At 62.8% G+C, this 23177-nt stretch carries 20 protein-coding genes; 13 read left to right on the forward strand and 7 right to left on the reverse strand.

The features are described from left to right. The first annotated feature begins 209 nt into the window (after nt 1–209). On the forward strand, nt 210–1457 hold the full coding sequence (locus ABIE32_RS06240; RefSeq protein WP_429014769.1) for an MFS transporter: 1248 nt from the start codon (nt 210–212) through the stop codon (nt 1455–1457). Between the two features lie 81 nt (nt 1458–1538). Here ABIE32_RS06240 and ABIE32_RS06245 read toward each other — a convergent pair whose 3' ends face one another. Then, a complete protein-coding gene (locus ABIE32_RS06245; RefSeq protein WP_429014771.1) occupies nt 1539–2924 on the reverse strand; it encodes an ATP-binding protein in 1386 nt (461 codons plus the stop codon). 35 nt (nt 2925–2959) lie between these two features. Beyond that, on the reverse strand, nt 2960–3643 hold the full coding sequence (locus tag ABIE32_RS06250; protein ID WP_429014773.1) for a response regulator: 684 nt from the start codon (nt 3641–3643) through the stop codon (nt 2960–2962). A 560-nt stretch (nt 3644–4203) separates the two neighbouring features. On the opposite strand from ABIE32_RS06250, the gene hpnD reads away from it, so the two are divergent. After that, nucleotides 4204–5046, forward strand: a complete 843-nt coding sequence (gene hpnD, locus ABIE32_RS06255; RefSeq protein ID WP_429014774.1) for a presqualene diphosphate synthase HpnD — start codon at nt 4204–4206, stop codon at nt 5044–5046. Nucleotides 5047–5052: 6 nt separating this feature from the next. Beyond that, nucleotides 5053–6354 (forward strand): hydroxysqualene dehydroxylase HpnE, encoded by a 1302-nt coding sequence (hpnE, locus tag ABIE32_RS06260; RefSeq protein ID WP_429014775.1) that lies wholly within the window; start codon nt 5053–5055, stop codon nt 6352–6354. 73 nt (nt 6355–6427) lie between these two features. Here hpnE and ABIE32_RS06265 read toward each other — a convergent pair whose 3' ends face one another. Further along, complete coding sequence (locus tag ABIE32_RS06265) at nt 6428–7171, reverse strand: HAD family hydrolase (protein WP_429014777.1); 744 nt, start codon at nt 7169–7171, stop codon at nt 6428–6430. Between the two features lie 80 nt (nt 7172–7251). Here ABIE32_RS06265 and hemH point away from each other — a divergent pair, with 80 nt between their 5' ends. From hemH to ABIE32_RS06280, 3 genes are read left to right on the forward strand one after another with little or no spacing between them, the layout of a single operon-like run. After that, nucleotides 7252–8286 carry a ferrochelatase gene (gene hemH / locus ABIE32_RS06270; protein WP_429014778.1) on the forward strand — a complete coding sequence of 345 codons (1035 nt, stop codon included), beginning with the start codon at nt 7252–7254 and terminating at the stop codon, nt 8284–8286. After that, nucleotides 8286–8789 carry a GNAT family N-acetyltransferase gene (locus tag ABIE32_RS06275; RefSeq protein WP_429014780.1) on the forward strand — a complete coding sequence of 168 codons (504 nt, stop codon included), beginning with the start codon at nt 8286–8288 and terminating at the stop codon, nt 8787–8789. The genes hemH and ABIE32_RS06275 overlap by 1 nt, the downstream gene beginning before the upstream one ends. 20 nt (nt 8790–8809) lie before the next feature. Next, nucleotides 8810–11653: an AAA family ATPase gene (locus ABIE32_RS06280; RefSeq protein WP_429014782.1), complete on the forward strand. Its 2844-nt coding sequence runs from the start codon at nt 8810–8812 to the stop codon at nt 11651–11653. Between the two features lie 56 nt (nt 11654–11709). Here the strand turns inward: ABIE32_RS06280 and ABIE32_RS06285 are convergent, their stop codons facing one another. After that, nucleotides 11710–13857: an NEW3 domain-containing protein gene (locus ABIE32_RS06285; protein WP_429014784.1), complete on the reverse strand. Its 2148-nt coding sequence runs from the start codon at nt 13855–13857 to the stop codon at nt 11710–11712. Nucleotides 13858–14107: 250 nt separating this feature from the next. Between ABIE32_RS06285 and ABIE32_RS06290 the strand changes: the two genes are divergently transcribed. Further along, a complete protein-coding gene (locus ABIE32_RS06290; RefSeq protein ID WP_429014786.1) occupies nt 14108–14341 on the forward strand; it encodes a hypothetical protein in 234 nt (77 codons plus the stop codon). 155 nt (nt 14342–14496) lie between these two features. Here ABIE32_RS06290 and ABIE32_RS06295 read toward each other — a convergent pair whose 3' ends face one another. Further along, entirely contained in the window at nt 14497–15393 is an 897-nt protein-coding gene (locus tag ABIE32_RS06295; protein WP_224152743.1) for a plasmid replication/partition related protein, read from the reverse strand. 110 nt (nt 15394–15503) lie between these two features. Between ABIE32_RS06295 and ABIE32_RS06300 the strand changes: the two genes are divergently transcribed. From ABIE32_RS06300 to ABIE32_RS06325, 6 genes are all read left to right on the forward strand, one after another. Next, the gene (locus ABIE32_RS06300; protein ID WP_429014788.1) at nt 15504–16049 is read left to right on the forward strand and encodes a DUF4256 domain-containing protein; all 546 of its coding nucleotides are present in this window, start codon (nt 15504–15506) and stop codon (nt 16047–16049) included. A gap of 155 nt (nt 16050–16204) precedes the next feature. After that, nucleotides 16205–17167: a sulfurtransferase gene (locus ABIE32_RS06305; protein WP_429014790.1), complete on the forward strand. Its 963-nt coding sequence runs from the start codon at nt 16205–16207 to the stop codon at nt 17165–17167. Between the two features lie 78 nt (nt 17168–17245). Then, nucleotides 17246–18343, forward strand: a complete 1098-nt coding sequence (locus ABIE32_RS06310; RefSeq protein ID WP_429014791.1) for a YeeE/YedE thiosulfate transporter family protein — start codon at nt 17246–17248, stop codon at nt 18341–18343. Nucleotides 18344–18361: 18 nt separating this feature from the next. Further along, nucleotides 18362–18526 (forward strand): hypothetical protein, encoded by a 165-nt coding sequence (locus ABIE32_RS06315; RefSeq protein WP_184707534.1) that lies wholly within the window; start codon nt 18362–18364, stop codon nt 18524–18526. Between the two features lie 299 nt (nt 18527–18825). Continuing rightward, nucleotides 18826–19872 (forward strand): transporter, encoded by a 1047-nt coding sequence (locus tag ABIE32_RS06320; RefSeq protein WP_224149986.1) that lies wholly within the window; start codon nt 18826–18828, stop codon nt 19870–19872. A 197-nt stretch (nt 19873–20069) separates the two neighbouring features. Beyond that, on the forward strand, nt 20070–21320 hold the full coding sequence (locus tag ABIE32_RS06325; RefSeq protein ID WP_429014793.1) for a putative Na+/H+ antiporter: 1251 nt from the start codon (nt 20070–20072) through the stop codon (nt 21318–21320). 38 nt (nt 21321–21358) lie between these two features. Here the strand turns inward: ABIE32_RS06325 and ABIE32_RS06330 are convergent, their stop codons facing one another. Both ABIE32_RS06330 and rplI read right to left on the reverse strand, forming a co-directional pair. After that, entirely contained in the window at nt 21359–22321 is a 963-nt protein-coding gene (locus ABIE32_RS06330; RefSeq protein ID WP_429014795.1) for a rhodanese-like domain-containing protein, read from the reverse strand. A gap of 397 nt (nt 22322–22718) precedes the next feature. Beyond that, complete coding sequence (gene rplI / locus ABIE32_RS06335) at nt 22719–23171, reverse strand: 50S ribosomal protein L9 (RefSeq protein WP_224149989.1); 453 nt, start codon at nt 23169–23171, stop codon at nt 22719–22721. Nucleotides 23172–23177: the final 6 nt, after the last annotated feature.

Below are 23177 nucleotides of genomic sequence, written 5' to 3' on the forward strand. Positions count from 1 at the left end.
AGGTCAAAGGAATATGACAGCTTAACTATTAAATTGATAGCAATTTGCACAACCGACTGGTGCTACGGAAAGCCTTTTCCTGCGCTCCACTTGAAAAGGCATTTTCAGGACCGATTGCACCGCACCGGACATTGCGGCGCAAGATTCGCAGCAAGCCCGGACTTCTAGCCAACGACACTGCATTTCGTCCTTTCAACGCGCTCTCCGCAATGCAGCAGTCTTCACCACTTCCCTCTCCCTTTCAGCGCCTGTCTCTCGCCAATCTGGCTGCGCAGTCTGCCGAGCAGCTGAGCCTCGCAACCGTGCCCCTGGTCGCCGTGCTGGTGCTGGGCAGCAGCGTGGGCGACATCGGCCTGCTGACAGCCATGGGAACCCTGCCGTTCCTGCTGCTCTCGCTGCCGCTGGGCAGCCTGGCCGATCGTATCCCGCGCCAGCAATTGATGCTGTGGGGCGAGGTGCTGCGGCTCACCGCCCTGCTGCTCATGCTGGTTGCCCTGCACAGTTCGCATTTACAAGTGGGGTGGTTGGCCGCGCTCAGCTTTGCGGGGGCCATCGGCACGGTGGCTTTCAGCGTGGCGACTCCTGGTCTGGTGTCCGATCTGGTTCCACGCCCGGCCCTGGCTCAGGCCAATGCCCGCCTGGAAGTGGCCCGCAGCATTGCATTTGCCAGCGGCCCTGCTGTGGCGGGGAGCCTGGTAGCATGGGCTGGCGGCCTGCCTACGATGGCACTCGCGGTTGCACTGTCTGGTTTTGCCGTTCTCGCGCTTCTCGGGCTGCGCTCCGGTGCAACGCCCGCTCTGGCACAGCAGCTTCCACAACGCAGGCACCTGCTGCGTGAAGTGGGAGAAGGCGCGCGTTTCGTCGGTCAGCACGCCTTGCTGATGCCTTTGCTGGTGACAGGCGCGGTATTCAATCTGGCCTGGTTCATGCTGCAGACCGCCTTCGTGCCCTATGCCGTTCGCAGCCTGGGCATGGACGCCGGGGCCGTAGGCATGACCATGGCCTGCTATGGCGCGGGCATGCTGGCAGGCGCACTGGCCAGCCCGCGCCTGATGGCTGCCCTGCCCTTTGGCCGGGCTGTGCAACTGGGGCCGGTGGCGGGCCTGGCGGCTGCAGCATGCCTGGTTGCAACCCTGGCATGGCCTGGTTCTGCCCTGGCAGGTCTGTGCTTTTTCCTGCTCGGATCGGGCCCCATGGTGTGGACCATCAGCACCACCACCTTGCGCCAGCACGTCACGCCCAATGCCTTGCTGGGCCGCGTGTCCTCGGTATTTCTGATGGTGAACGCCGGTGCCCGGCCCATTGGCGCCGCCCTGGGCGGCTGGGTGGGCACGGGCTGGGGCGAAGGCACCTGCCTGCTTGTTGCCCTGGCAGGCTTTGCCGTGCAGGTGGTCGTTATTTTTGCTTCCCCATTTTCGCGACTGCAGCACATGCCCCGGATACAGGCTCAGCCATAAGCATATGGCATAGGCACAGACAAAAGTTCCACTCGCCCATCACTGGTCTCTACTCGATCCAAGCCTTCCATTGCAAGCCGATCAGGCACCAGTAATTGCAACAGGATCAAAAAACACCCGCACCCGCAATCCGCCCAGAAGGGGCGAATCGTCCAATGCCAGGCGGGCGCCATGCTGGCGCGCCACCGCATTCACGATGGCCAGGCCCAGGCCGCTGCCATGGGCCGCCGTGCCCGGCACCCGGTAGAAGCGGTCGAGCACGCGCTCCCGCTCAGCAAAGGCAATGCCGGCTCCGCTGTCCTCCACGCTCAGCACCGCAGGGCCTCCGGCATCATTGCTGCCATTGGCATCCTTGCCCCAACTGCAGCGCACCTGGCCCCCCTCAGGCGTATAGCGCAGCGCGTTTTCCAGCAGATTGCGCAGCAGGAGCGCCAGCGCATCTGGCTGGCCCGCAATGGCAGGTGATGCAGCATCGGCTGCAAACGCCAGATGCAAGCCCGCCTGCTGCGCCTGCGGCTGCAGCTCTTCCACCGTGCGCTGGCACAGCACGGCCATGTCCACGGGTTGCGGCGCAGCAGCCTGCATCTGCCCTGCTTCCTGCCGAGCCAGCGACAGCAGTTGCTCCACCATGCGGGTGGCCCGGTCGATACCGGCAGTGACGCGCTCACCGGCAATGCGGCGGGCTGCGTCATCCGGGGCGCGAGCCAGGCTTTGCACCTGCAGGCGCAGGGCTGCCAGGGGCGAACGCAGTTCATGGGCTGCATCCCCCACAAAGCGCTGCAGTGCATCAAATGCGGCCTGGAGACGGGCCAATAGCAGGTTCATCTCCTGCACCAGGGGCTGCACCTCTTGCGGCAGGTCGGCGTCAGGCAATGGCGAGAGGTCGTCGGCCCGCCGCGCAGCCAGCTGGCTGCGTGTACGCTGCAGTGGCGCCAGAGTGCGCGTTACCACCCACCACACCACCAGCATGATGAGCGGCGCAAGCAGCAGGACAGGCACGATGGAGCGCAGTGCCACATCGCCCGCCATTTTGCGACGGGATGCGGCCTCCTGCGCCACCTGAATCACCTGCGTCGGCGTCTGCAGCGCATAGATGCGGTACGCCGTACCGTGCGCCCGGGCATCGCTGAAGCCCAGCACCGCCACCTGGGGCAGCAGGCGGGCATTGCTCGAACGGTAGAGCATGATGCCGTCGGCACGCCAGATCTGGACAATCATGTCCTGCGCCTTGGTCTGCGGGTCGGCCAGCGCATCGGACGCGACCTCCGACGCCAGCCCTGCCGACAAGGCCAGCGCGATACGCTGCATCTGGCCATCGAACAGTGCTTCGGTCTCCGTACGCGCCGTGCGGTAGATACTGAAGGCCTGCAGGCAAGCGGCCACTGCCACCACGGCAAGCAAGGCCCAGGTCAGCCTCGCTCGCAGCGAGAAAGGCTTGGCCGTCTGCATCTGGAGGCCAGCGGACACAGCAGAAGAACGAGACTCCCCGGAAGCGTTCTGCGTCACTGCGCGCTCCCGGCGTCTGGCTGCTCCGCGGGCACCAGATAGCCCAGGCCACGCACGTTCTGGATCAGGTCCGCCCCCAATTTCTTGCGCACGCCGTGGATATAGACCTCGACGGCATTGCTGCTGATGTCGTCCCGCCAGGAATACAGTTTTTCTTCCAACTGGGGGCGGGACAGCACCCTGCCTGGGCGGGCGATCAGAGGCTCCAGCACCGCCCATTCGCGGGCCGACAGGCCGACCGGGCTGCCATCAACGAAGGCTTCGTGCGTGGCCGGTACGATGCGCACCTTGCCCCATACATACTCCGGCTCGGCCCTGCCGCTGGCACGGCGCACCAGTGCGCGGATGCGGGCAAACAGCTCGTCGAGGTCATAAGGTTTGATGATGTAGTCGTCCGCCCCGGCGTCCAGCCCGGCAACACGGTCGGCAATGGCGTCACGCGCAGTGGCAATCAGCACCGGTATGCGCATCTTTCGGGCGCGCATGCCGCGCAGCACCTGCAGGCCATCCACGTGGGGCAGGCCCAGATCCAGCAGCACCAGGTCATAGCCCCCCGTGGACAGTGCGGTTTCCGCCATGGCTCCGTCCTTGACCCAGTCCACCGCCCAGGATTCGGCGCGCAGCGCGTCCAGCACCACTTCGCCAATCATCTGATCATCTTCTACCAGCAGTATGCGCATGCCAGGATTATGGCGCCCATAAGGAAAAAGGGCTGGCAACCCCAATGGCCGCCAGCCCTATCCCGGAACAATGGGCGTAAAAAAAATCAGCTGCAAACAGTGTGTCAATCACACTGCCTGCAGCTGACCTTCACGCACGGCATTGGTTGACCAATGCCATCGGCAACATCTGCATGTTCTCACCCTCATGAGACAGATGTGCTCTCCTCTTCCCCCTCCTTGGAGAGCTTTATTGTATTGAAATTACACTGTAGATATATATAAACTATCAAAAAAGAAGTCTGATCCGCAATTAAATTACGGTGCTTCGAGGCATCTCCTGCGCCAAAAGCAGATGAATGGAAACGCTTAGCTTTTGTTTTTCATGGGAGAAAGGCAGGAACTTTCATAAAAAAACGCTGAATTCATGCAATTGTGAACAAATTTAATAGCAGTCTCTTTCATGCGCAACACAGGCTCCGGCGCATTGAATAACCCAATACCCGCGTTGGATATGCCCCAAGCCCCGGCCAGCCGGCCTCCTGCGGCTTGTGCCTGCGCCATGGGACAATACGCCCCCTATGACCACGCCCCAGCAGTACGTTCAAGACAAGGCCGCCGCATCCGGCAGCAGCTTCTACTACGCCTTTCTCTTTCTTCCCAAGGACCGCCGGGCCGCCATCACGGCCTTCTATGCCTTTTGCCGCGAAGTGGATGATGTCGTCGATGAAGTGAGCGACCCGGGCGTTGCAGCGACCAAGCTGGCCTGGTGGCAGTCCGAGGTCAGAAAGAGCTTTGCGGGCCAACCCAGCCACCCGGTGATGCAGGCACTGATGCCTTACGCCGCGCAGTTCGGGATCCAGGCCGAACATCTGCTGGCGGTCATCGAAGGCTGCCAGATGGATCTGGAGCAGACGCGCTACCTCGACTTTACCGGCCTGCAGCGCTATTGCCATCTGGTGGCAGGGGTGGTGGGCGAAGTTGCCGCACGCATTTTTGGCCAGACCAGTGAGCAGACCACGCAGTACGCCCACAAGCTGGGACTGGCGTTTCAGTTGACCAACATCATCCGCGATGTGGGTGAAGATGCCATGCGCGGCCGCATCTATCTGCCGGTGGAAGAGTTGCAACAGTTCGATGTGAAGGCACACGAGGTTCTGAACCGCAAGTACTCCGACCGCTTTGCCGCGCTGATGCGTTTTCAGGCCGAGCGGGCGCACCGGCTGTACGACGAGGCCCTTGCGCTGCTGCCCCCGCAGGACCGGCGCACGCAAAAACCCGGCCTGATGATGGCCAGCATCTACCGCACTCTGCTGCGCGAGATCGAGGCAGACCAGTTTCAGGTGCTCCACCAGCGCGTGAGTCTGACGCCACTGCGCAAGCTGTGGCTGGCCTGGCGCGTGCAGGCGCTAGGGCGCATGTAGGCCGGCATGACGACGAACAAGCGCATTGCCGTCATCGGCGGCGGCTGGGCTGGCATGGCCGCTGCAGTAGAACTGGCCTTCACCACACCGCACAAAGTTACCGTGTACGAAGCCGCCGCCCAATGGGGCGGGCGTGCACGCGGTCTGGCCTTGCAACTGCCCAATGGGGAGACATGCACTGCCGACAACGGCCAGCACATCCTGATCGGCGCGTACACCGCCTGCCGCACGCTCATGGAGCGCGTGGGCATTCATGCCGAAGCGGCTTTCACCCAGGTGCCGCTGTCCCTGCGCTACCCCGATGGCAGTGGCATCCGGTTTCCGGACTGGCCCACGCCCTGGGACGCGCTGTGGGGCATTGCCAGCGCGCGGGGCTGGTCGCTGGCCGAGCGGGCACAGCTGCTCGCCCGCGCCACGCGCTGGCGGCTTCAGGGCTTTGGTTGTGCGCCGAGGGCAACCGTGGCCGACCTGTGCGCAGGGTTGCCACAGCGCCTGCTGACCGAGTTCTTTGATCCGCTGTGCATATCGGCACTGAACACACCTATCGACCAAGCCAGCGGCCGCGTTTTCCTGCGGGTGCTGCAAGACAGCCTGTTTGCCATCCGCAAGGGCTCGCAGTTCTGGCTGCCGCAGATCGATCTGGGCAACCTCTTTCCCGGCACAGCGGTGCAGTGGCTGGCCGCGCGCGGCCATAGCGGCTATACCAGCCGGCGCGTGCAGCATATCAGCGCCGCGCCCCAGGGCGGCTGGCTGGTTCAGGGCATTCCGTTCGATGCCGTGGTGCTGGCCGCATCGCCCTGGGAGGCGGCGCGCCTGGTGGCAGACGCGCAGATACCCGCTGCCGACTGGTTGCAGGCAACCTGCGCGCTGGAGCACACAGCCATCGCCACTGTCTATGCCTGGAATCCGGCCACGCCTCCATCCGGCCACAGCCTGCCTGCGCCACTGCTGGCGTTGCGCAATACGGCAGAGCACCCTGCGCAGTTCGTGTTCGACCGTGGTCAATTAGGCGGTCCCGCCGGCTTGCTGGCATTCGTCATCAGCACCAGCGTGGGTGGCCGGGCACAGATCGAGCAGCAAGTCATCGCCCAGGCGCAGGCCCAGTTGGGTCTGGCTCTGCAGCCACTGCAAACCGTGGTGGAAAAGCGCGCCACCTTTGCCTGCACGCCGGGCCTGGTACGGCCTGATATGCAGGTGGCGCCCGCATTGGTGGCCTGCGGCGACTACATCGATGGCCCCTACCCCGCCACGCTGGAAGGCGCGGTACGCAGTGGTGTTGCGGCGGCACGTGCGCTGGCCTATCTTTGAAGCTATACAATTAATAGCATCCTGCACAATACCAGAAAGCGCTGCAAGCCGATTTCTTCTGTTTCAATAAAGTTTATCGGACCGCCCGCCCAAGCAGCAGGCACAGCTCGGCCAGATCGCGCACCATGGCCTGGGGCGCCTGGCTGGCAAGCGGCCACTGCAGATGGGTGGCACTAACGGCAGCCTGGTGGTAGTCCAGCTCCTGGCGTTGCACCCAGGCTGCCTGCATGCCGCAGGCCAGTGCGCCTTCCACATCCAGCGCGGCATCGTCTCCCACATGCAGAAATGCCGCCAGCGGCACAGCAATCGCCTGCGATGCTGCCGTGAAAATGCCCGCATGGGGCTTGGCCACACCCACCTCATGGGCGCTGGCACAGGCAGCAAACCAGGGCGCAAGCCCCACCCAGTCCAGCCGGGCATTGCCGTTGGAGACGGCCACCAGGGGGTAGCGCGCCGACAGCCACGCCAGCGAATCCTCCACCTCGGCAAACCATGTCACCTGGTTGCGCGCCGCGTAAAACTGCGCAAACGTGGGCTCGACGAGTGCCTCGTCCTCCCCGGCCTGCAGCAGCGCGCGGCGGATGAACTGCTGCCGGAAATGCGTCATGTCGTGGGCCTTGTGCACATAGTCGTCACGTACCGACTGGCGGATGGCTCCGGCCACCGCCTTGTCCTGCAGCAAGGTGGCCGTTGCGGGCGCATGTTCGCTTAGAAAGCGGTGCTGCGCTGCTTCGGCAGCCTTGAGGGTGGGTAGCACGGGCCACAGGGTGTCATCCAGGTCAAGGCTGATGGCACGGATACGGTCAAGATCAAGCATGGCATGTATTTTGCCTACTTTGAACAAGCTCTTGGCCCTCACCCCCACGGCCAAGCTGCCCAAGCTGCGACAATGGCCGCATGGTTTCAAGCCCCAGCCCTCTCCCAGGCACCGAACCCCAGAACACCACCGGCATTCTGCTGTGCAACCTGGGCACGCCCGACGCTCCCACCCCCGCCGCCACTCGCCGCTATCTGGCCGAATTTCTGAGCGACCCCCGTGTGGTCGAGATTCCGGCCGTGGTCTGGAAGCCACTGCTGCACGGCGTGATCCTGCGTACCCGCCCCGCCAAATCGGCCGCCAAGTACCAGACCGTGTGGATGCCCGAAGGCTCGCCGCTGGCCGTATGGACCGAAAAACAGGCCAAGCTGCTGCGCGGCTGGCTGGGCGAAGCCGGGCACCGCGTGCGGGTGCGGCCTGCCATGCGCTATGGCAACCCTTCCATCGCGAGCCAGCTCGATGCCTTCATGGCCGAAGGCGTGCGCCGGGTGCTGGTGCTGCCGCTGTACCCGCAGTATTCGGCCACCACCACGGCAAGCGTGATCGACGCCGTGGGCGCCTGGAGCCGTGGCGTGCGTGCCCTCCCCGAGCTGCGCTTCGTGAACGATTACCACCGCCACCCCGGCTACATTGCCGCGCTGGCCGCATCGGTGCGCAAGCACTGGCAGCAGGAGGGCCGCGCCGAAAAGCTGGTGCTGAGCTTTCACGGCATTCCCGAGCGCAATGTGCGCCTGGGCGATCCATACGAGCGCCAATCGCGGGAAACCGCCACGCTGCTGGCTGCAGCGCTGGGCCTGCGTGAGGGCGAATACATGGTCACCTTCCAGTCGCGCTTTGGCAAAGCCAAGTGGCTGGAGCCCTACACTGAACCCAGCCTGATCGCCCTCGCACAGCAAGGAACCCGGCACGTGCAGGTCATGTGCCCCGGCTTTGCCGCCGATTGCCTGGAAACCCTGGAAGAGATCAACCAGGAGGTGCGCGAAGCCTTCATGCACGCTGGCGGCGAGCGGTTCGACTACATTCCCTGCCTGAACGACCAGCCCACATGGATCACCGCACTGTCCGAGCTGACCCAGCAGCATCTGCAGGGCTGGCCAACCCGGGGAGCCACATGATGCAGCTTTGCCCTCTTGAAGCGGATGCCTCCTGGCAGGTTCAGGTACGCCAGCTGACCATGCATCCGCAGCAGCAACCATTCATCGGCGATCTGGAAGCACTCCTGCAATCGCAGGAGCCGGGAATCAGCCGCCATGTGATGGTACAAAACGGCCAGGCCGTCGGCTTTTTCCGGCTCGACACGCAGTTTTCCACCAGCCACCCGTTTGCACCGGAAAGTGCCCTGGGCCTGCGCTCCTTCTTTGTCGGCAGCAACTACCAGGGCCAGGGCCTGGCAAAGCATGCGCTGCAGGCCATGCCTGCCTACATCCGCCACCTGGGCCTGCCCGCCAGCCGGTTGTACCTGACGGTGAACTGCAAGAACGATGCGGCCTACCAGCTCTACCAACGCTGCGGATTCGTGGCAACCGGCGAGCTGTACCTGGGCGGCGGCTACGGGCCGCAACACATCATGTACCTGGCACTGGCTGCGCCAGCTCCTGCCCCAGCTTCCGCTCTCTAATGACCAAGGAATACTCCCCATTGTCTGATTCCCGCATTCCTGCCTCTCCGACTCCCGTCTGCGCCGAGCTCCTGCACGCGCGCCAGCTGCGCCTGTCCATCGATCCTGCCAGCCTGGGCTTTGCCAGCACCGCTGAGCTGGTGAACGAGCCGTTTTCCTGGATCGGCCAGCAGCGCGCCCAGGCGGCTGCCGAATTCGGCCTGGGGCTCGACCAGCCCGACTACCACCTGTTCGTGCTGGGCGAAGAAGGCAGCGGTCGCACCTCCTTGCTGCGCCAGGCCATGCAAGCCGAGGCCGCGCGCCGCCCTGCAGCGCCAGACATCGCTTTTGTCCACAATTTTGCCGTACCTGAGCGGCCGCTGGCGGTGCGCCTGCCCGCCGGCCAGGGCCGCGTATTGAAAAAGCGTATCGAAGGCCTGATCGACAAACTGCCCGAGCAGCTGGACAAGGCCGTCAACGAAGCGCAGCACCGCCGCCAGATCGAGCAGCTCTACAACCAGGCGCGCCTGGCCGAAGAAGCAGGCTTTGCCAGCCTGCGCGACTGGGCGAGCAGCGTAGGCCTGCGCATTCGCCGCGAGGAAGGCCAGCTGGTGGTGGAATCGGCAGCCGATCCCGCCGAGAACCCCGACAGCGCCAGCCCCGCAGACCCCAACGCCCAGGCCGAGCCCGGCGCCGAGGACAGCAACGACAATTTTGAAGAAAATGAGGCACTGGCGCAGTATGGACAAGCGCCAGTAGCTATCAATTCAGAAGCATCTAATACCGAACCAGTCGGTACGGCCCCCACCGGTACAGCAGCCATCAGCACCGCAGCGCCCGTCGAAAGCGCCGTGGTGGTGCAGCTCAACCTGCCGGTTGCAGACAGCGCGCCACCGGCTGGAGCAAGCGCAGAGGTGCCCGCCAACCCGGCCGCGTCAGCCGAGCCTGCGTCCCCTGCCATCGATCTGGAATACCAGTTGCGGCTGCAACTAGCCCAGTTTCGCGGCCAGCTGCGTCAGGCACACAGCGCGCGCGATGCGGCACTCCACCTCTTCTACCAGTCGCTGGCCACACCGCTGTGGCAGGCTGGTGCCGTCCAGGCGCTCGACGGCCTGAGCCCCGCGCCCGAACATGCCGCCACCTTGCAGCGCTGGCTGTCCCAGATGCAGGCCGAATGGCTCAAGAACATGGCGCTGTGGGTGCCGCGCAGCATCGCGCAGGATGCCGACGCCCTGCTCGACACCACCGACAGCATCGAAGGCGAAGGCGAATCACAGGATGCCCGCGACGACGCCCGTGCCCGCCTCGAAGCCCGGCGCCAGGCGCTGCGCTCGCTCAGCCAGCTCAACCTGGTGGTCGATCACCATGGTGAGACCCGAGCGCCAGTCATCACCGAAGACCAGCCCAGCCTGCGCAACCTGTTCGGCACCATCGACCCGCCTGAAGACGACGAGCACCGCAGCGATTTCTCGTGCATCCGCGCCGGCAGCGTGCTGCGCGCCGACGGCGGCTTTTTGTTGCTGCACCTGCGCGACATGGTGGGCGACGAAGCCTGCTGGCAGGCGCTGCGCCGCGTGCTGCGCACCCGCCAGCTGCGCATCGACGACGTGCACGCCGCCCAGGGGCCCAGCAACAGCGGCGGCATGCAGCCGGAGTTGCTGCCATTGCACTTCAAGCTCGTGCTGGTAGGCTCGGAAGAGAGCTATTACCAGATGCAGGAGCATGACCCGGACATGGCGCGGCGCTTCCGCGTCAAGGTCGATTTTGCCGAACACTTCAAGGCCACGGCAGCCACCTACCGCGCCACCGCGGCCTTGATGGCGCAGCGCTGCGCGCTCTACCAATTGCCGCACTGCGACGCCAGCGCCGTGGCGCGGCTGCTGGAGCAATCGCACCGCGAGGCCGATGACCAGCAGCGCCAGAGCGGCCAGTTGAACCAGCTCGAAGCCCTGCTGATCGAGAGCGCGCAACGCGCCCGCCAATCGGGCACAGGCCGCCTGGTGCAGGCCGCCGATGTGGAAGCTGCGCTGGCCGCGCACCGCGAGCGCCACAACGCCATGGAAGAAGCACTGCACGATGCCATCGCCGAGGGCGAACACGTCATCTCGTTTGTCGGCAGTGCCGTAGGCCAGCTCAACGGCCTGTCGCAGATCGATACCGGCGACCACCGCTTCGGCCTGCCCGCACGCATCACCGCGCGCACCTATGCGGGCCAGGAGGGAGTGCTGAACATCGAGCGCGAAGTCGCCCTCTCCGGCCCCATCCATGACAAGGGCGTGCTGATCCTGCAAAGCTACCTGACCGCGCTCTTTGGCCATCTGGCGCCACTGGCGCTCAATGCCTCGGTGGTGTTCGAGCAGGAATACAGCGGCGTCGAAGGCGATTCGGCCAGCTGCGCCGAGCTGTATGCGCTACTGTCATCGCTGTCGGGCCTGCCGCTGCTGCAGAACATTGCAGTGACCGGGGCGCTCAACCAGCATGGCGAAGTGCTGCCCGTGGGAGGCCTGAACGAAAAGATCGAAGGCTGGTTCGACCTGTGCGCCCAACAGGGTCTTGACGGCAGTCATGGTGTACTCATCCCCGCGCGCAACCAGCGCCACCTGATGCTGGCCCAGCGCGTGGTGGACGCTGTGCAGGCGGGGCTCTTCCATGTCCATACCGCCGAGCATGTGAGCCAGGGCATTGCACTGATGATGGGCCAGTGCGACGTACCGGCCGACACCCATGTGGGGCCGCGCCGCCTGCCCGCCGCCGTGATGCAGGGCGCAGAAGCCACCTTGCTGCAATACCGCCTGGCCTGCCAGAAGGCCGAAGCGGCCCGCCCGCGCGCGCAGCGGGCCCGCCAGCGCCAGATGCGCAATCTGGCGCAGCAGAACCGGGCTTAAAGCAGATTCAGGAGAGAAGGCATCAGGCCTCCCCTCCTCGACTTGAATCAATGCGCTCAAGCGCGGCGCAAGCGAACTGCAGCAAGCCCCGCCAAGGCAAGGGAAACCAGCATCAATGCCCACTGGCCTAAAGATGGAACGGGTGCAGGCTGCGAGCCCGTTGCCGCGATCGCGGTCACGCTTGCAGTTGCGCTGTTGTTAGCCATATTGGACTCGGTAGTTACCGTACTGGCAGTGGCAACCAGTGGGTAGGTGCTGCCTGCTGCGGCAGATGCGGGAATGTGCACCACCACGGTCACCGTAATGCTCTGCCCCACCGCCATGCTGCCCAAGCTGCATGCCAAGCCACTGCAAGGTGCCGAGGCGGAGACCAGGGTTGTGCCTGCGGGCAGGATGCTGTTCAGGCTTACGCTGTCTGCTGCTGCGCTGCCCTGATTGGTAACGGTGATGGTGTATGTGGCGTTGCTGTCAGGCGTAACAGTAGCGGGCAATGCGCTGGCCGAGACAACGAGATCTGGCAAGGGTGCTGCAACCACGCTGACACTGGCAGTGGCGCTGTTGTTGGTGGTAACGGGTTCAATGGTTGCGGTGCTGGCGTTGGCAGTAAGCGCATAACTGCTACCCGCCTGTGCTGTAGCAGGAATTTGGACAACGACATTAACGGTGACGGTTTGCCCCGTGGTCAAGGTGCCAAGACTGCAAGCGAAGCCACCAGCGCACGGGGTGGATGTTGAAACAACGGTAGCGCCAGCAGGCAGAACAGTGCTGAGGCTGGAGAGGTCGGCAGCGGCACCGCCCTGATTGGTAACAGTGATGGTGTAGGTAGCTGTACTGCCCGCTGCAACAGGGTCAGGGGCGGCATTCACAGATACCACCAGATCTGGCACTGCCGGGCAGGCCAGCGTGGCAGTGGCAGGGGTTTTGACATAGCCTGCGCCAGTCACCGAGAAATCAGTGCCAGGGGTGATGGTGTTTGTGACGCCTGAACCTGTTGTAGTGCACTGGCTGGCTGCACTGACAGGCCAGATCACCGGAACGGTAATGGAACAGCCACCGCCAGGCACGACACTACCACTCAGCGAAACCGAGCTACCGCCCATAGGGGCCGCTAGCGTGCCACCGGTGCAAGTGGTGGTAGCTGCTCCGCCAACTTGCAAAGGAGCTGGCAGATTATCAGTCACGATCAAGCCATTGATAGGTGTGGCACCCGTGTTGCCGACGCTAATGGTCAGAGTGCTGGTCTGCCCTACATTGACCGAGGTGGGGGAGAATGTCTTGGCGATTGAGGCGGGGATGCCGCAGCCGCCGCCCGACGAGAGGGCAGCAGAAAAAGCTGGGGCGATCTTCCCCTGGTTGGTAACACCCGAGTTATTGGTCACGCCAGAGGAGGTGCCACCAAAATAATTTCGGCTCTCGAACATGGAGATATCCGACATGGCAAACAGACAGGCACCACTGCCGCCAAAGGATTGTGTGCTTGGGATGAACACAGCAGCGACGTTGTTCACCATAGTTCCGGTCGCTGGCAGTGGTTCGCTAGGCGGCAGGTAAAGCACGTTGGCAGCAGGCACATTGTTCATGTAGAACATATAGCCTCCACGCAACGGATTGAGACCCGAAAAGCTGCTAACGACGGATGGAGAATTGTTCGTGTTGAGCTGAAAATTCACATCCATCACCACAGGCGCAGACGCTACTGCGTCAATATTGGCTGCCAACTTAAGCTCTGCCAGCAGATCAGCGGCAGCACCACCCGAAGCAGCTCCGCCCGTGTCATACAGCAGCGCAAATCCATTAGCACTGCGGTTGGCAATGGCTTGGTTGATGGCAGAGAGATTGCCCGCTTCAAAAGGCGCGACGAGCCTGGCAACCACTACGAGATCATAAGCACTGGAGCTGAATGTGGCAGCCGAAACCGCACCGGCTTGATCCAGTGTCTTGATGTGCGTGACTGTATCGCCTGCGCTGGTGAATTCGGTCACCAAGTTATCCATTGAGTCCGTCGCAGAATTGGGGATCGCACCGTAGGAATTATAGGTAGACAGTACCAGCACATTTTTGGCATCGGCTTGCGTGTATGCCAACAGGCCCATGGCCAGAACAAATAAGCAGCGCAGCATTATTTGGACAAAACGGCTCTTTGGGAGAGACTCACGGAGCCATTCATTTATTCCAAACTGCTCCCTTGACAAAGAAATCAGCATATTTTTAACCCCCTCTTAATTTATACAACCGTAATTTCATCCACCGCACCAATTACCACTCCCGATGGAATAAACGAATATATAACTGATTTTAATTTACCCTAAATAAACCAGTTGACCGCTTATATTCGTACCCTCAAGCTGTTGCGCACTTCGTTTACCCGATTGATGGAGCGTGTCAACTCGCCTGCACGATCCTTCTCCCTTGGCGACTTGGTAAAGCTTGAGAGTTGAACACCCCCCCTCTTCAATGGTTTTGATTTTGATGCTGGTTGCGGATGTTTCCCTATCGTTGACCAATTTGGCCTTGCTTTTCGCAGTAATGGCTGAGCCATCAAAATACTCACCTAACGCCTCTTGTTTGCAGACAACCGAGCAGCCAGTAGCGATCGTCAGTATCACCGAGACAGCGCTGATCGTAAAGCTTTTATTATTTATGAAACGCCATAAATTGGCCTTTAATCATCAGATTACCGCAAAGTGAGCAAGTGTTAAGCGTAGCGAGTGAGCGACCTCAAATCAACCACATCGATGCAGACTGCCCTACAGGCTTCATGCAAATAAGGGCTACGCTACCAGCGACATCAGTCGTACACAATTCGAGACCCTCAGGCCGTTGAGGAGACTTTAAACACGTTCTTAGAAAGGCGACTCGTCCGGCACCGGCAGGTCGCTGGAAGCCGCAGCGGCCAGTTGCAGGCGCAGCTGGGCGTTTTCGGTTTCCAGCTCCTGCACCCGGGCGCGCAGGTCGCTGATCTGCTGCTGCGCCTTGTCGAGCGCTGCATCCACCGCCTCAGCGCCGTGGGCGGCGCTGGGTGCGGGCTCTGCAGCACCTTCGGGCTTGTCTTCCTTGGGTTTGCGCTTGGCTTCGCGCACGCGCTTGACCACCTGCTTGAGCTCGTCCTTGCCGCCCTGCGCGGCAGCCTGCTGCTCTTCGCGCGGCAAGGTGGCCACCACGGCGGCGGCATTGATCGAGATATCGCCTGCCTTGAGCGCCTCCACCAGCTCAGGGGCGGCGCTTTTCTGGATCTTTTCGATCTGCGCCACCTGGCTGCTGGAGAGGCGTGCAGCCTTGGCAATGGCTTCGCGTGTGGCGACTTTCTCCAGCTCGGCTGCATCCACAGGCGAGAACGCCTCATCCGCATTGGCAACCGCCGCCGCTTCGCCCTCTGCCGAAGGCTCTGCCGCCACCGGGTGGGCCTTTTCCAGCTTGCGGTGCTCCAGAATCTCACGCTTGCGCAGCGCCAGCACGCCGCGCTGGAAGTCAGACACGCTGCGGCGGCCCAGGTGCTGGTCGATCATCCATAGATAGACGTCTTCCATCGACTGGAAATGCGTGTTCTGCACGGTGTTGAACGGCAGCCCGTGCTTCTGGCAGATGCCATAGCGGTTGTGGCCGTCCACCAGCACATTGCCCCACAGCACCAGCGCATCGCGGCAGCCTTCGGCCAGGATGCTGCGCTCCAGGGCGGCATGCTCGTCGGGGGTCAAGGGGTCGATGTAGGCTTTGAGTTCTTCGTTGACAACAATATCCATCACGCAATACGGCGGCTTGGCGCCGCCGTAGTCCAAATCAATCAATAACAGGTTGCGGCAATTGTAGAAGTGCGCGACAGTAGCAGCCGCTTGACAAGGGTTTGCCAACCATGAACAAAACGCAACGACAGCAACTCATCGCCACTCTGAAGGCGCGCTTTGATGCCCATCCACAGCGGCACGCCGGTATCACCTGGGCCAGCGTCGAAAGCCGCCTGGAAGCCGCGCCCGGTGCGCTCTCTTCGCTGCAGCAGATGGAGACCTCGGGCGGCGAGCCCGATGTGATCGGCGCAGGCGCCGCAGGCGGCAGCGTGCTGTTCTGCGACTGCGCCGCAGAAAGTCCCGCAGGCCGACGCAGCCTGTGCTTTGACGACGCGGCACTTGCCGCACGCAAGGAAAACAAGCCTGCAGGAAGCGCCACCGGCATGGCCGCGGAGATGGGCGCGCAACTGCTGGACGAAGCCCAGTACCGCCATCTGCAGACCCTGGGAGCGTTCGATCTGAAGACATCGAGCTGGCTGGCCACGCCCGATGCCGTGCGCGCCCTGGGCGGTGCCCTGTTTGGCGACCGCCGCTACGACCGCGTGTTCACCTACCACAATGGCGTGCAGTCATACTACGCCGCACGCGGCTTTCGGGCTTGCATCGAGGTGTGAGCGGGCTTGGCGCCTCGGCTGTGGTGGCGACCATGCAATTGATATTTCTGAATTGCATATAACCTTATCGCCATATATTCAATCCATAAGAATAGATCCACAACGCCAGAGATGGCGGGACAATACCGTCTGTCAGAAAGTCAAACGGTAATGCCATGAAAACCATTCGCCTGCTGAGCGTGGTCGGCGCGCTGGCAGCCACCTCGTGGTTCGCCTCCGCTGCCCATGCAGCCCAGCCCTTGCTCACCCCAGCCGAGCTCTCTACCGCACAGCAGGCATCGCCTGCGGCGGTGGTCATCGATATCCGAGAACCCAAGCTGTACGCGCAGGGCCATATTCCCGGCGCGCTCAATGCGCCGTATGGCAAGTGGCGCGGCCCGGCCACCAATCCGGGCGAGCTGCCCGATATCGCCAAGCTGACGGCGCTGGTGCAATCGCTGGGCCTGACACCGGCCAGCCACGCGGTGGTGGTGTCCACCGGCGCTGATGCCACTGATTTTGGCGCCATGGCCCGCGTGTACTGGAGCTTGAAGGTGCTGGGCCTCAAAGAGCTGTCCATTGTCAACGGCGGCATGAAGCGCTGGGTGGCCGATGGCAAGCCCGTGAGCACCGAAGTGCCAAAGGTGGCAGCCAGCAACTACCAGCCCACGCTGGATGACAGCCTGATCGCCACGCGCGACCAGGTGCGCCAGCATGTGGATCTGAGCAATGCAGCGTTGGTCGATTCGCGCCCCGACGCCTTCTACAAGGGCGAAACGCGCGCACCAGCAGCCAAGCTATCAGGCACCTTGCCCGGCGCGCAGCAGCTTGATTTCAATCAATGGTTCGTCAAAGGCACGACGCAGTTCGTGGACCGCGACACGGCCCGGCAGATCGCGCAGAAGATCACCCGCCAGGACGGCCAGGACACGGTCGCCTTCTGCAATACCGGCCATTGGGCCGCCACCGACTGGTTTGGCCTGAGCGAAATGGCGGGCTTGCCGCACGTCAAGCTCTACGCGGGCTCGATGGTCGACTGGACGCAGCAACCCGATACGCCCGCGATGCAGAACCAGCCCGGTCGCGCACAGTCGCTCGCCTATGACGCCCAGCAGTGGTGGCAGCGCAAGTTCAAATAATTCAATTCATTTTGGCTGCTGGCGTAATACCATTGCGCGCCAGAAGCTATTGTTTTTATAGCATTACCGCGCATTGATATGAAGCGATTTCCCCTGTCGATCCTGATGGCTGCCTTCTTTGGCTGGCTGTTGTGGAGCGTTTCCCTGCGCCAGGCGGCGCTGTTCCTGGTCGGCATCGGCCTGGGCGCCATCCTGGCAGGCCAGCGCTTTGGCTTTACCACCGGCTGGCGCATGCTGGTCGAAGAAAAGGACCCGCGCGGCGTGTTCGGCCAGTTGCTGCTGCTGGCCCTGGCCGCCGCCATGGCCATGCCGCTGCTGGGCCACTACCCCGAGCTGACCGCCGCCCTGGGCCCGCCCAGCGTGAGCCTGCTGGTGGGCGCCTTCGTGTTCGGCCTGTGCATGCAGATTGCCGACGGCTGCGGCAGCGGCACGCTGTACAAGGCGGGCATGGGTATCTCCATGAACACGGCCATCCTGCCGATGTTCGCGCTGGGCAGCTTTCTCGGATCGATACACCTGGGCTGGTGGCTTGACCTGGGCCGCATGCCCGCAGTGGGCCTGGTCAGCACCTGGGGCTGGGCACCCGCGCTGGGAGCCACATTGGCGGCGCTGCTGGTGATTGGCCTGGGCGTGCAGGCCTACTGCGCCAAGGCCAGTGCTGCGCAACAACACAGCGCGCCACCGGTGTGGCAGCGCAAATGGGTCGTGGGAGCCATTGGCCTTGCCATTTTTGCCACGCTCAACCTCATCATTGCCGGCCAGCCCTGGGGCGTGGTGTACGGTTTTGGCCTGTGGGCGGCCAAGGTGGCCAACGGCGCGGGCCTGGTAGACCTCGGCACCAACTGGTTCTGGAGCCAGCCCGGCAATGCCCAGCGCCTGCAGGAGACGGTGCTGCTCGACATCACCAGCATCACCAACATCGGCATCCTGGCCGGGGCCCTGTGGATTGCTGCAGGCAAGCCGGCTGCCGCCAAGGCACTGACCGGTACGCAATGGCTGGTGGCGCTTGTGGCAGGCCTGGTGCTGGGTTACAGCTCGCGCCTGGCCTTTGGCTGCAATGTGGGCGCCATGCTCTCGGGCATCAGCACCGGCAGCATCCATGGCTGGATCTGGGTGCCGCTCGCCTTTGCCGGGACGATTTTCGGGCTGCGCATCCGCCGCCATTTTGGATTCTGAGCACTAGGAGAAACCGCCATGAACATCCCCCTTCTACGCAGCGCTTTCTGGATCGTGCTGGTCGCATTCATCGCCTGGGACTACAGCCACAGCAAGCCCGTGGACCTGCGCTTTGAGGCCCCCCTGATCGCCGCCGGCTCCGGCCAGCATGCCAGCGGCGGACACTGCTCGATGCCGGACTGACAGCCCAGGCACGCGTCTCCGCCACGACCACCCACAACCATGTGCGGCTTTTTGCCCACATGGTTTTTTTACGCCCTGGCAGGCCCTGCAGCATGGGCAGGCGCATTCCCCTTGTCGAAAATTTGTCAAATTTCTGTCATATGGCGAGCGAACAATCAGGTTCCAGATCTTCATGGGTTCAACCATGCCAACAACAACATTGAACACTTCAGCCCCTCTGTACCTGCCAAGCCCGCCATACACATACGGGCGGTACAGGCTGCACAGCCGCCTGTTCTGATTGCCGGAGTGGACCTGTCTTGACTTCCGAGCCTACGGCGACCGCAGGGTCTCCTCCCTTCTTCACCCCTCCCGACAACAGCGGCCTCATCTGGGGCTACGCCTTCACGGGCACGGCGGCAGCCGAGCCGCTGACCGCCGCACAAGCGCAGGAGTGGCTGGCCGCCCCGCAGGCCAACGACAGTTTCATCTGGCTGCATTTCAACCTGTCGAATGCCCACTGCCTGCGCTGGCTGGAGCAGTACGGCCAGCTGGATGAACAATACTTTGAAGCGTTGCGCGACGGCGTCGCCTCCACCCGCATCGAGCGGCTGGACGATTCGCTGCTGGCGGTGATCAACGACATCGACTTCGATTTCAACTTCGAGTCCGGCGACATCCACACCATGTGGATCCAGGTTTCGCCACGGGTGGTGATTTCGGCGCGCGCGCACCCGCTGCGCTCGGTCGATGCGCTGCGCCAGCAGATTCGCCAGGGCGGCATCCCGGAGTCGAGCACCCAGCTGCTCGAACGCCTGCTACGCGCCCAGGCCGATGTGCTGGTGCGCATCGTGCGCAATGTGACCCAGCGCGTGGACCAGATCGAAGACCAGATGCTGGGCGGGCGTGTGCCCATGCGCCCGCGCCAGCTCGGCGCGTTGCGCCGCCTGCTGGTACGCTTCAAGCGCCTGCTGGCACCGGAGCCCTCGGCGCTGCTGCGCCTTCTGCAGACGCCGCCGCGCTGGATGGGCAATGACGACCGGCAGGCCCTGCGCGCCGCCAGCGAGGAGTTCTCGGTTTTCCTGCGCGACATGCAGTCGCTGGAAGAGCGCATCAAACTGCTGCAGGAAGAGATTGCCGCCAGCATCAACGAAGACACCAACCGCTCGCTCTATACCTTGACGATGATCACGGTTCTGGCCCTGCCGGTGAACCTGATGGCAGGCCTGTTCGGCATGAATGTGGGCGGCATTCCATTGAGCCAGGACCCGCTCGGGTTCTGGATTGTCATGGGTGTGGTGGTGGCGTTTTCCGTGCTGCTGGCCATCTGGGCCATCCGCAAGCGGCGTGGGCCTAGGGATATTTGAAGCTGGCCAGTTTCTTCCGTCGGATAAAATAGGGGCAGGGTGTCGTCACATGGGGTGCAGCGGCAGGTATAGCGAAGGTCGGGCCGCCTCGCGGATTGTGCAATGCTGACAGGGCTTTGCCGGTGACGCCTCGCATCCATGGGGAGTAAGCCGGATGAATCGCCCTTCTCCAGCTTTGCATGGGAACTACCTCTTCCATGCCCTCGATTGAAATTCTCGCGGCAGGCATCTTTGCCATTGCCCTCACGCACACCTTTCTCGCCAAGCAATTTGAGCGGCTCTCGCACCGCTACCCTCGCCACGCAGGCGTCTTCCATCTGCTCGGAGAGGTAGAAATCGTCTTCGGCTTCTGGGCCATGGTGCTGATCGCCGCCATGGCCGTGGTGGCGGGCCCGCAGCAGGCCATCGGCTACGCCGAATCACGCAACTATACCGAGCCACTGTTTGTATTCGTGGTCATGGTGTTGGCCGCCTCACGCCCCATTGTGGCAACCGTGCAGAACCTGCTGGCAGGCATTGCCAAGGCAGTACCGCTGCCTACCCCGCTGGCCCTGGCATGGCTTGGGCTGGCCGTGGTTCCGCTGATGGGCTCGCTCATCACCGAGCCTGCCGCCATGACGATTGCCGCTCTCACACTGGCGCCGCTGGTGTTCACGCCCGCCATGCCCTCCCGCTACAAATACCTGGCGCTGGGTGTGCTGTTCGTCAATGTGTCGATCGGCGGCACGCTCACCTCGTACGCAGCCCCTCCGGTGCTGATGGTGGCCAGCGCCTGGGGCTGGGACAGCGCCTTTATGGTGCAGCATTTTGGCTGGAAAGCGGCGATTGCCGTGGTCATCAACGCCAGTCTTGCCACCTGGGTGATTCGCAAGCACCTGGTGGCGAGTACGACGCAGCCAGACAGCGCGGCGCATGCCATTCCGTGGTCCGTCGTGGCCGTCCACCTCGTCCTGCTGGCGGCCGTGGTGATGCTGGCGCACCATGCGGTGCTGTTTCTGGGCATTTTTCTGCTGTTTCTGGGATATACGCATGCGTATGCGCGCTACCAGAGCCCGCTGATCCTGAAAGAAGCATTGCTGGTGGGATTCTTCCTGGCAGGCCTCGTGGTGCTCGGTGGCCTGCAGAGCTGGTGGCTGCAGCCGCTGGTGGCCAGCATGGATCCGCTCACCCTGTTCTTCGGTGCCCTGGGCCTCACAGCCATCACGGACAACGCCGCCCTCACCTACCTGGGCTCGCAGATCAGCGGCATGAGCGATGCTGCCAAGTACATGCTGATGGCGGGCGCCGTGGCAGGCGGCGGCCTCACCGTGATTGCCAACGCCCCCAACCCTGCGGGTGTCGCGCTGCTCAAGCACGGCTTCAGCAATGCATCCATCAGCATTGGCGGCCTGCTGCTGGGCGCCCTGCTGCCCACGGCCATTGCCTCGCTATTCTTTTTGATGTTCTGACGCAAGCCTGGCAAGCGCCAGCGGCTGATTGTGGCCAATCAGGCCGAAGGCACCGCCTGGCGCGTGGCGGCGCCGTGCACGCCATGCACGCCGTAACCCGCATCCACCCAGGCATCAATGCCGCCCAACAGCGGGCGCACCCTGGGGATGCCTGCCTTGCGCAACAATTGGGCCATGCGTGCGGCCGAGACCTCGTTGGGACAGGCGCAATACACCACCACCTGCGCTTGCGGATCAATCGCAGGCAACACCGCCCCCTTGTGCAGCGGATCGTAGGAGTGTGCACCGGGAATGTGCGAGGCATCAAACGCCATGCTGGGCCGCACATCCAGAATGACGGGCTGCTCGCCGCCTTGGAGCATGTCGCTCAACTCAGCCACCGTCAGCCGTTCCATGCGCAATGAGCGGATCACCTGGCGGCGGCTCCACCAGCGCCGGGCAATGAACACGGTAAACGCCAGTGCCAGCAGCAGCAGGCCCCATTGGCCCAGTTGCGCCAGCACGGCCAGCAGATCGGCCACCGTGGAGCTGAACAAGCCGCCCAGAAACACCGCAGAGCCCACCCACAGCAAGGCGCCCAGGCCATCAAACAGCACAAAGCGGCCCGGCGTGGTGCCTACCGCCCCCGCCAGAGCGCTGGCGATGGATGCAAACCCCGGTACAAACTTGGCCACCAACAGCGATTTGGCCCCCCAGCGGCCATACACCGACTCGGTGTTCTGCACGCAGGAGTCGGGTGAGAGCGAAATCTTGCAGATGCGCGAGAGCACACGGCGGCCAAAGCGGCGGCCCAGTGCGAACCAGACATAGTCGGCCACCAGCGCCGCGAAAACTGCCACGGCCACCAGCTGCAACTGGTCTGCCAGCGCACCGCCGTGGATGGCTGCCGTCACCATCAGCACCGGGTAGGCGGGAATGGGCGCGCCCAACTGCTCGATCAGCACATTGAGAAAGACGATCCCCACACCGTATTCGCGGATCAGGGCGATGATGAAATCCATGTGATGGGCCTTCTTCCAAACTGGAAATTCCTCGCACGCATGGCGTCGCTAGTAGCACCTTACGGCATTGCAGCGGGTGGCGAAAAGAAATGTCCAACCTGGAACATTAATGGAACCTGGAAACCCGTGGTGTTCGAGGCATAAGCAACCGGTTGCAGCGCCACCGCTGCCGATACAAAAACCATAGCTGACTGCGCTTGCCATGCTTTGGACTCAAATACAAAAACATTTGAATTCCAATACTGGAAATCGCTAGCCGCTCCTGTTATTGAAGTTCAGTTCTCCCTTGGACTTGGAGATACGCACCGGCAAGCCCCCAAAGAAAAAGGCAATGGGCCCGAAGACCCATTGCCTTTGCAGCGCATGCCGGCAGCCATGCTGCCAGCCGCACAGATGCTTAGACGTGCTCGCCGTAGACGGACACGTTGACTTCCACCACCACGTCGGTGTGCAGAGCCACTTCCACGGTGTTTTCGCTCACGGTCTTGATAGGACCGTTAGGCATACGCACTTGCGACTTCACAACCTGGAAACCCATTTTGTTCAGTTCGTCAGCGATGTCGTGGTTGGTCACCGAGCCGAACAGACGGCCGTCAACGCCAGCCTTCTGGGTCAGCTTCACGGTCTGGCCAGTCAGCTTCTCGCCTTGCACTTGAGCAGCGGCCAGCTTTTCAGCAGCAGCCTTTTCCAGCTCAGCGCGCTTGGCTTCGAATTCAGCCTTGGCAGCTTCGGTAGCGCGACGTGCGCGGCCCGAAGGGATCAGGAAGTTACGTGCGTAACCGTCCTTGACCTTGACGATCTCACCCAGGTTACCCAGGTTCACAACCTTGTCGAGCAGAATGATTTGCATGTTTCG

It is taken from the genome of Comamonas sp. 4034 (genome assembly GCF_050434545.1).
GTDB classification, from domain to species: domain Bacteria; phylum Pseudomonadota; class Gammaproteobacteria; order Burkholderiales; family Burkholderiaceae_C; genus Comamonas; species Comamonas odontotermitis.

Excerpts from the sequence above, each read along its gene's own strand:
- ABIE32_RS06240 (WP_429014769.1), top strand. The coding sequence starts at position 210 with ATGCAGCAGTCTTCACCACTTCCCTCTCCCTTTCAGCGCCTGTCTCTC.
- ABIE32_RS06250 (WP_429014773.1), bottom strand. The coding sequence starts at position 3,643 with ATGCGCATACTGCTGGTAGAAGATGATCAGATGATTGGCGAAGTGGTG.
- hpnD (WP_429014774.1), top strand. The coding sequence starts at position 4,204 with ATGACCACGCCCCAGCAGTACGTTCAAGACAAGGCCGCCGCATCCGGC.
- hpnE (WP_429014775.1), top strand. The coding sequence starts at position 5,053 with ATGACGACGAACAAGCGCATTGCCGTCATCGGCGGCGGCTGGGCTGGC.
- ABIE32_RS06265 (WP_429014777.1), bottom strand. The coding sequence starts at position 7,171 with ATGCTTGATCTTGACCGTATCCGTGCCATCAGCCTTGACCTGGATGAC.
- hemH (WP_429014778.1), top strand. The coding sequence starts at position 7,252 with ATGGTTTCAAGCCCCAGCCCTCTCCCAGGCACCGAACCCCAGAACACC.
- ABIE32_RS06275 (WP_429014780.1), top strand. The coding sequence starts at position 8,286 with ATGCAGCTTTGCCCTCTTGAAGCGGATGCCTCCTGGCAGGTTCAGGTA.
- ABIE32_RS06285 (WP_429014784.1), bottom strand. The coding sequence starts at position 13,857 with ATGCTGATTTCTTTGTCAAGGGAGCAGTTTGGAATAAATGAATGGCTC.
- ABIE32_RS06290 (WP_429014786.1), top strand. The coding sequence starts at position 14,108 with ATGGTTTTGATTTTGATGCTGGTTGCGGATGTTTCCCTATCGTTGACC.
- ABIE32_RS06295 (WP_224152743.1), bottom strand. The coding sequence starts at position 15,393 with ATGGATATTGTTGTCAACGAAGAACTCAAAGCCTACATCGACCCCTTG.
- ABIE32_RS06300 (WP_429014788.1), top strand. The coding sequence starts at position 15,504 with ATGAACAAAACGCAACGACAGCAACTCATCGCCACTCTGAAGGCGCGC.
- ABIE32_RS06305 (WP_429014790.1), top strand. The coding sequence starts at position 16,205 with ATGAAAACCATTCGCCTGCTGAGCGTGGTCGGCGCGCTGGCAGCCACC.
- ABIE32_RS06310 (WP_429014791.1), top strand. The coding sequence starts at position 17,246 with ATGAAGCGATTTCCCCTGTCGATCCTGATGGCTGCCTTCTTTGGCTGG.
- ABIE32_RS06315 (WP_184707534.1), top strand. The coding sequence starts at position 18,362 with ATGAACATCCCCCTTCTACGCAGCGCTTTCTGGATCGTGCTGGTCGCA.
- ABIE32_RS06325 (WP_429014793.1), top strand. The coding sequence starts at position 20,070 with ATGCCCTCGATTGAAATTCTCGCGGCAGGCATCTTTGCCATTGCCCTC.
- ABIE32_RS06330 (WP_429014795.1), bottom strand. The coding sequence starts at position 22,321 with ATGGATTTCATCATCGCCCTGATCCGCGAATACGGTGTGGGGATCGTC.
- rplI (WP_224149989.1), bottom strand. The coding sequence starts at position 23,171 with ATGCAAATCATTCTGCTCGACAAGGTTGTGAACCTGGGTAACCTGGGT.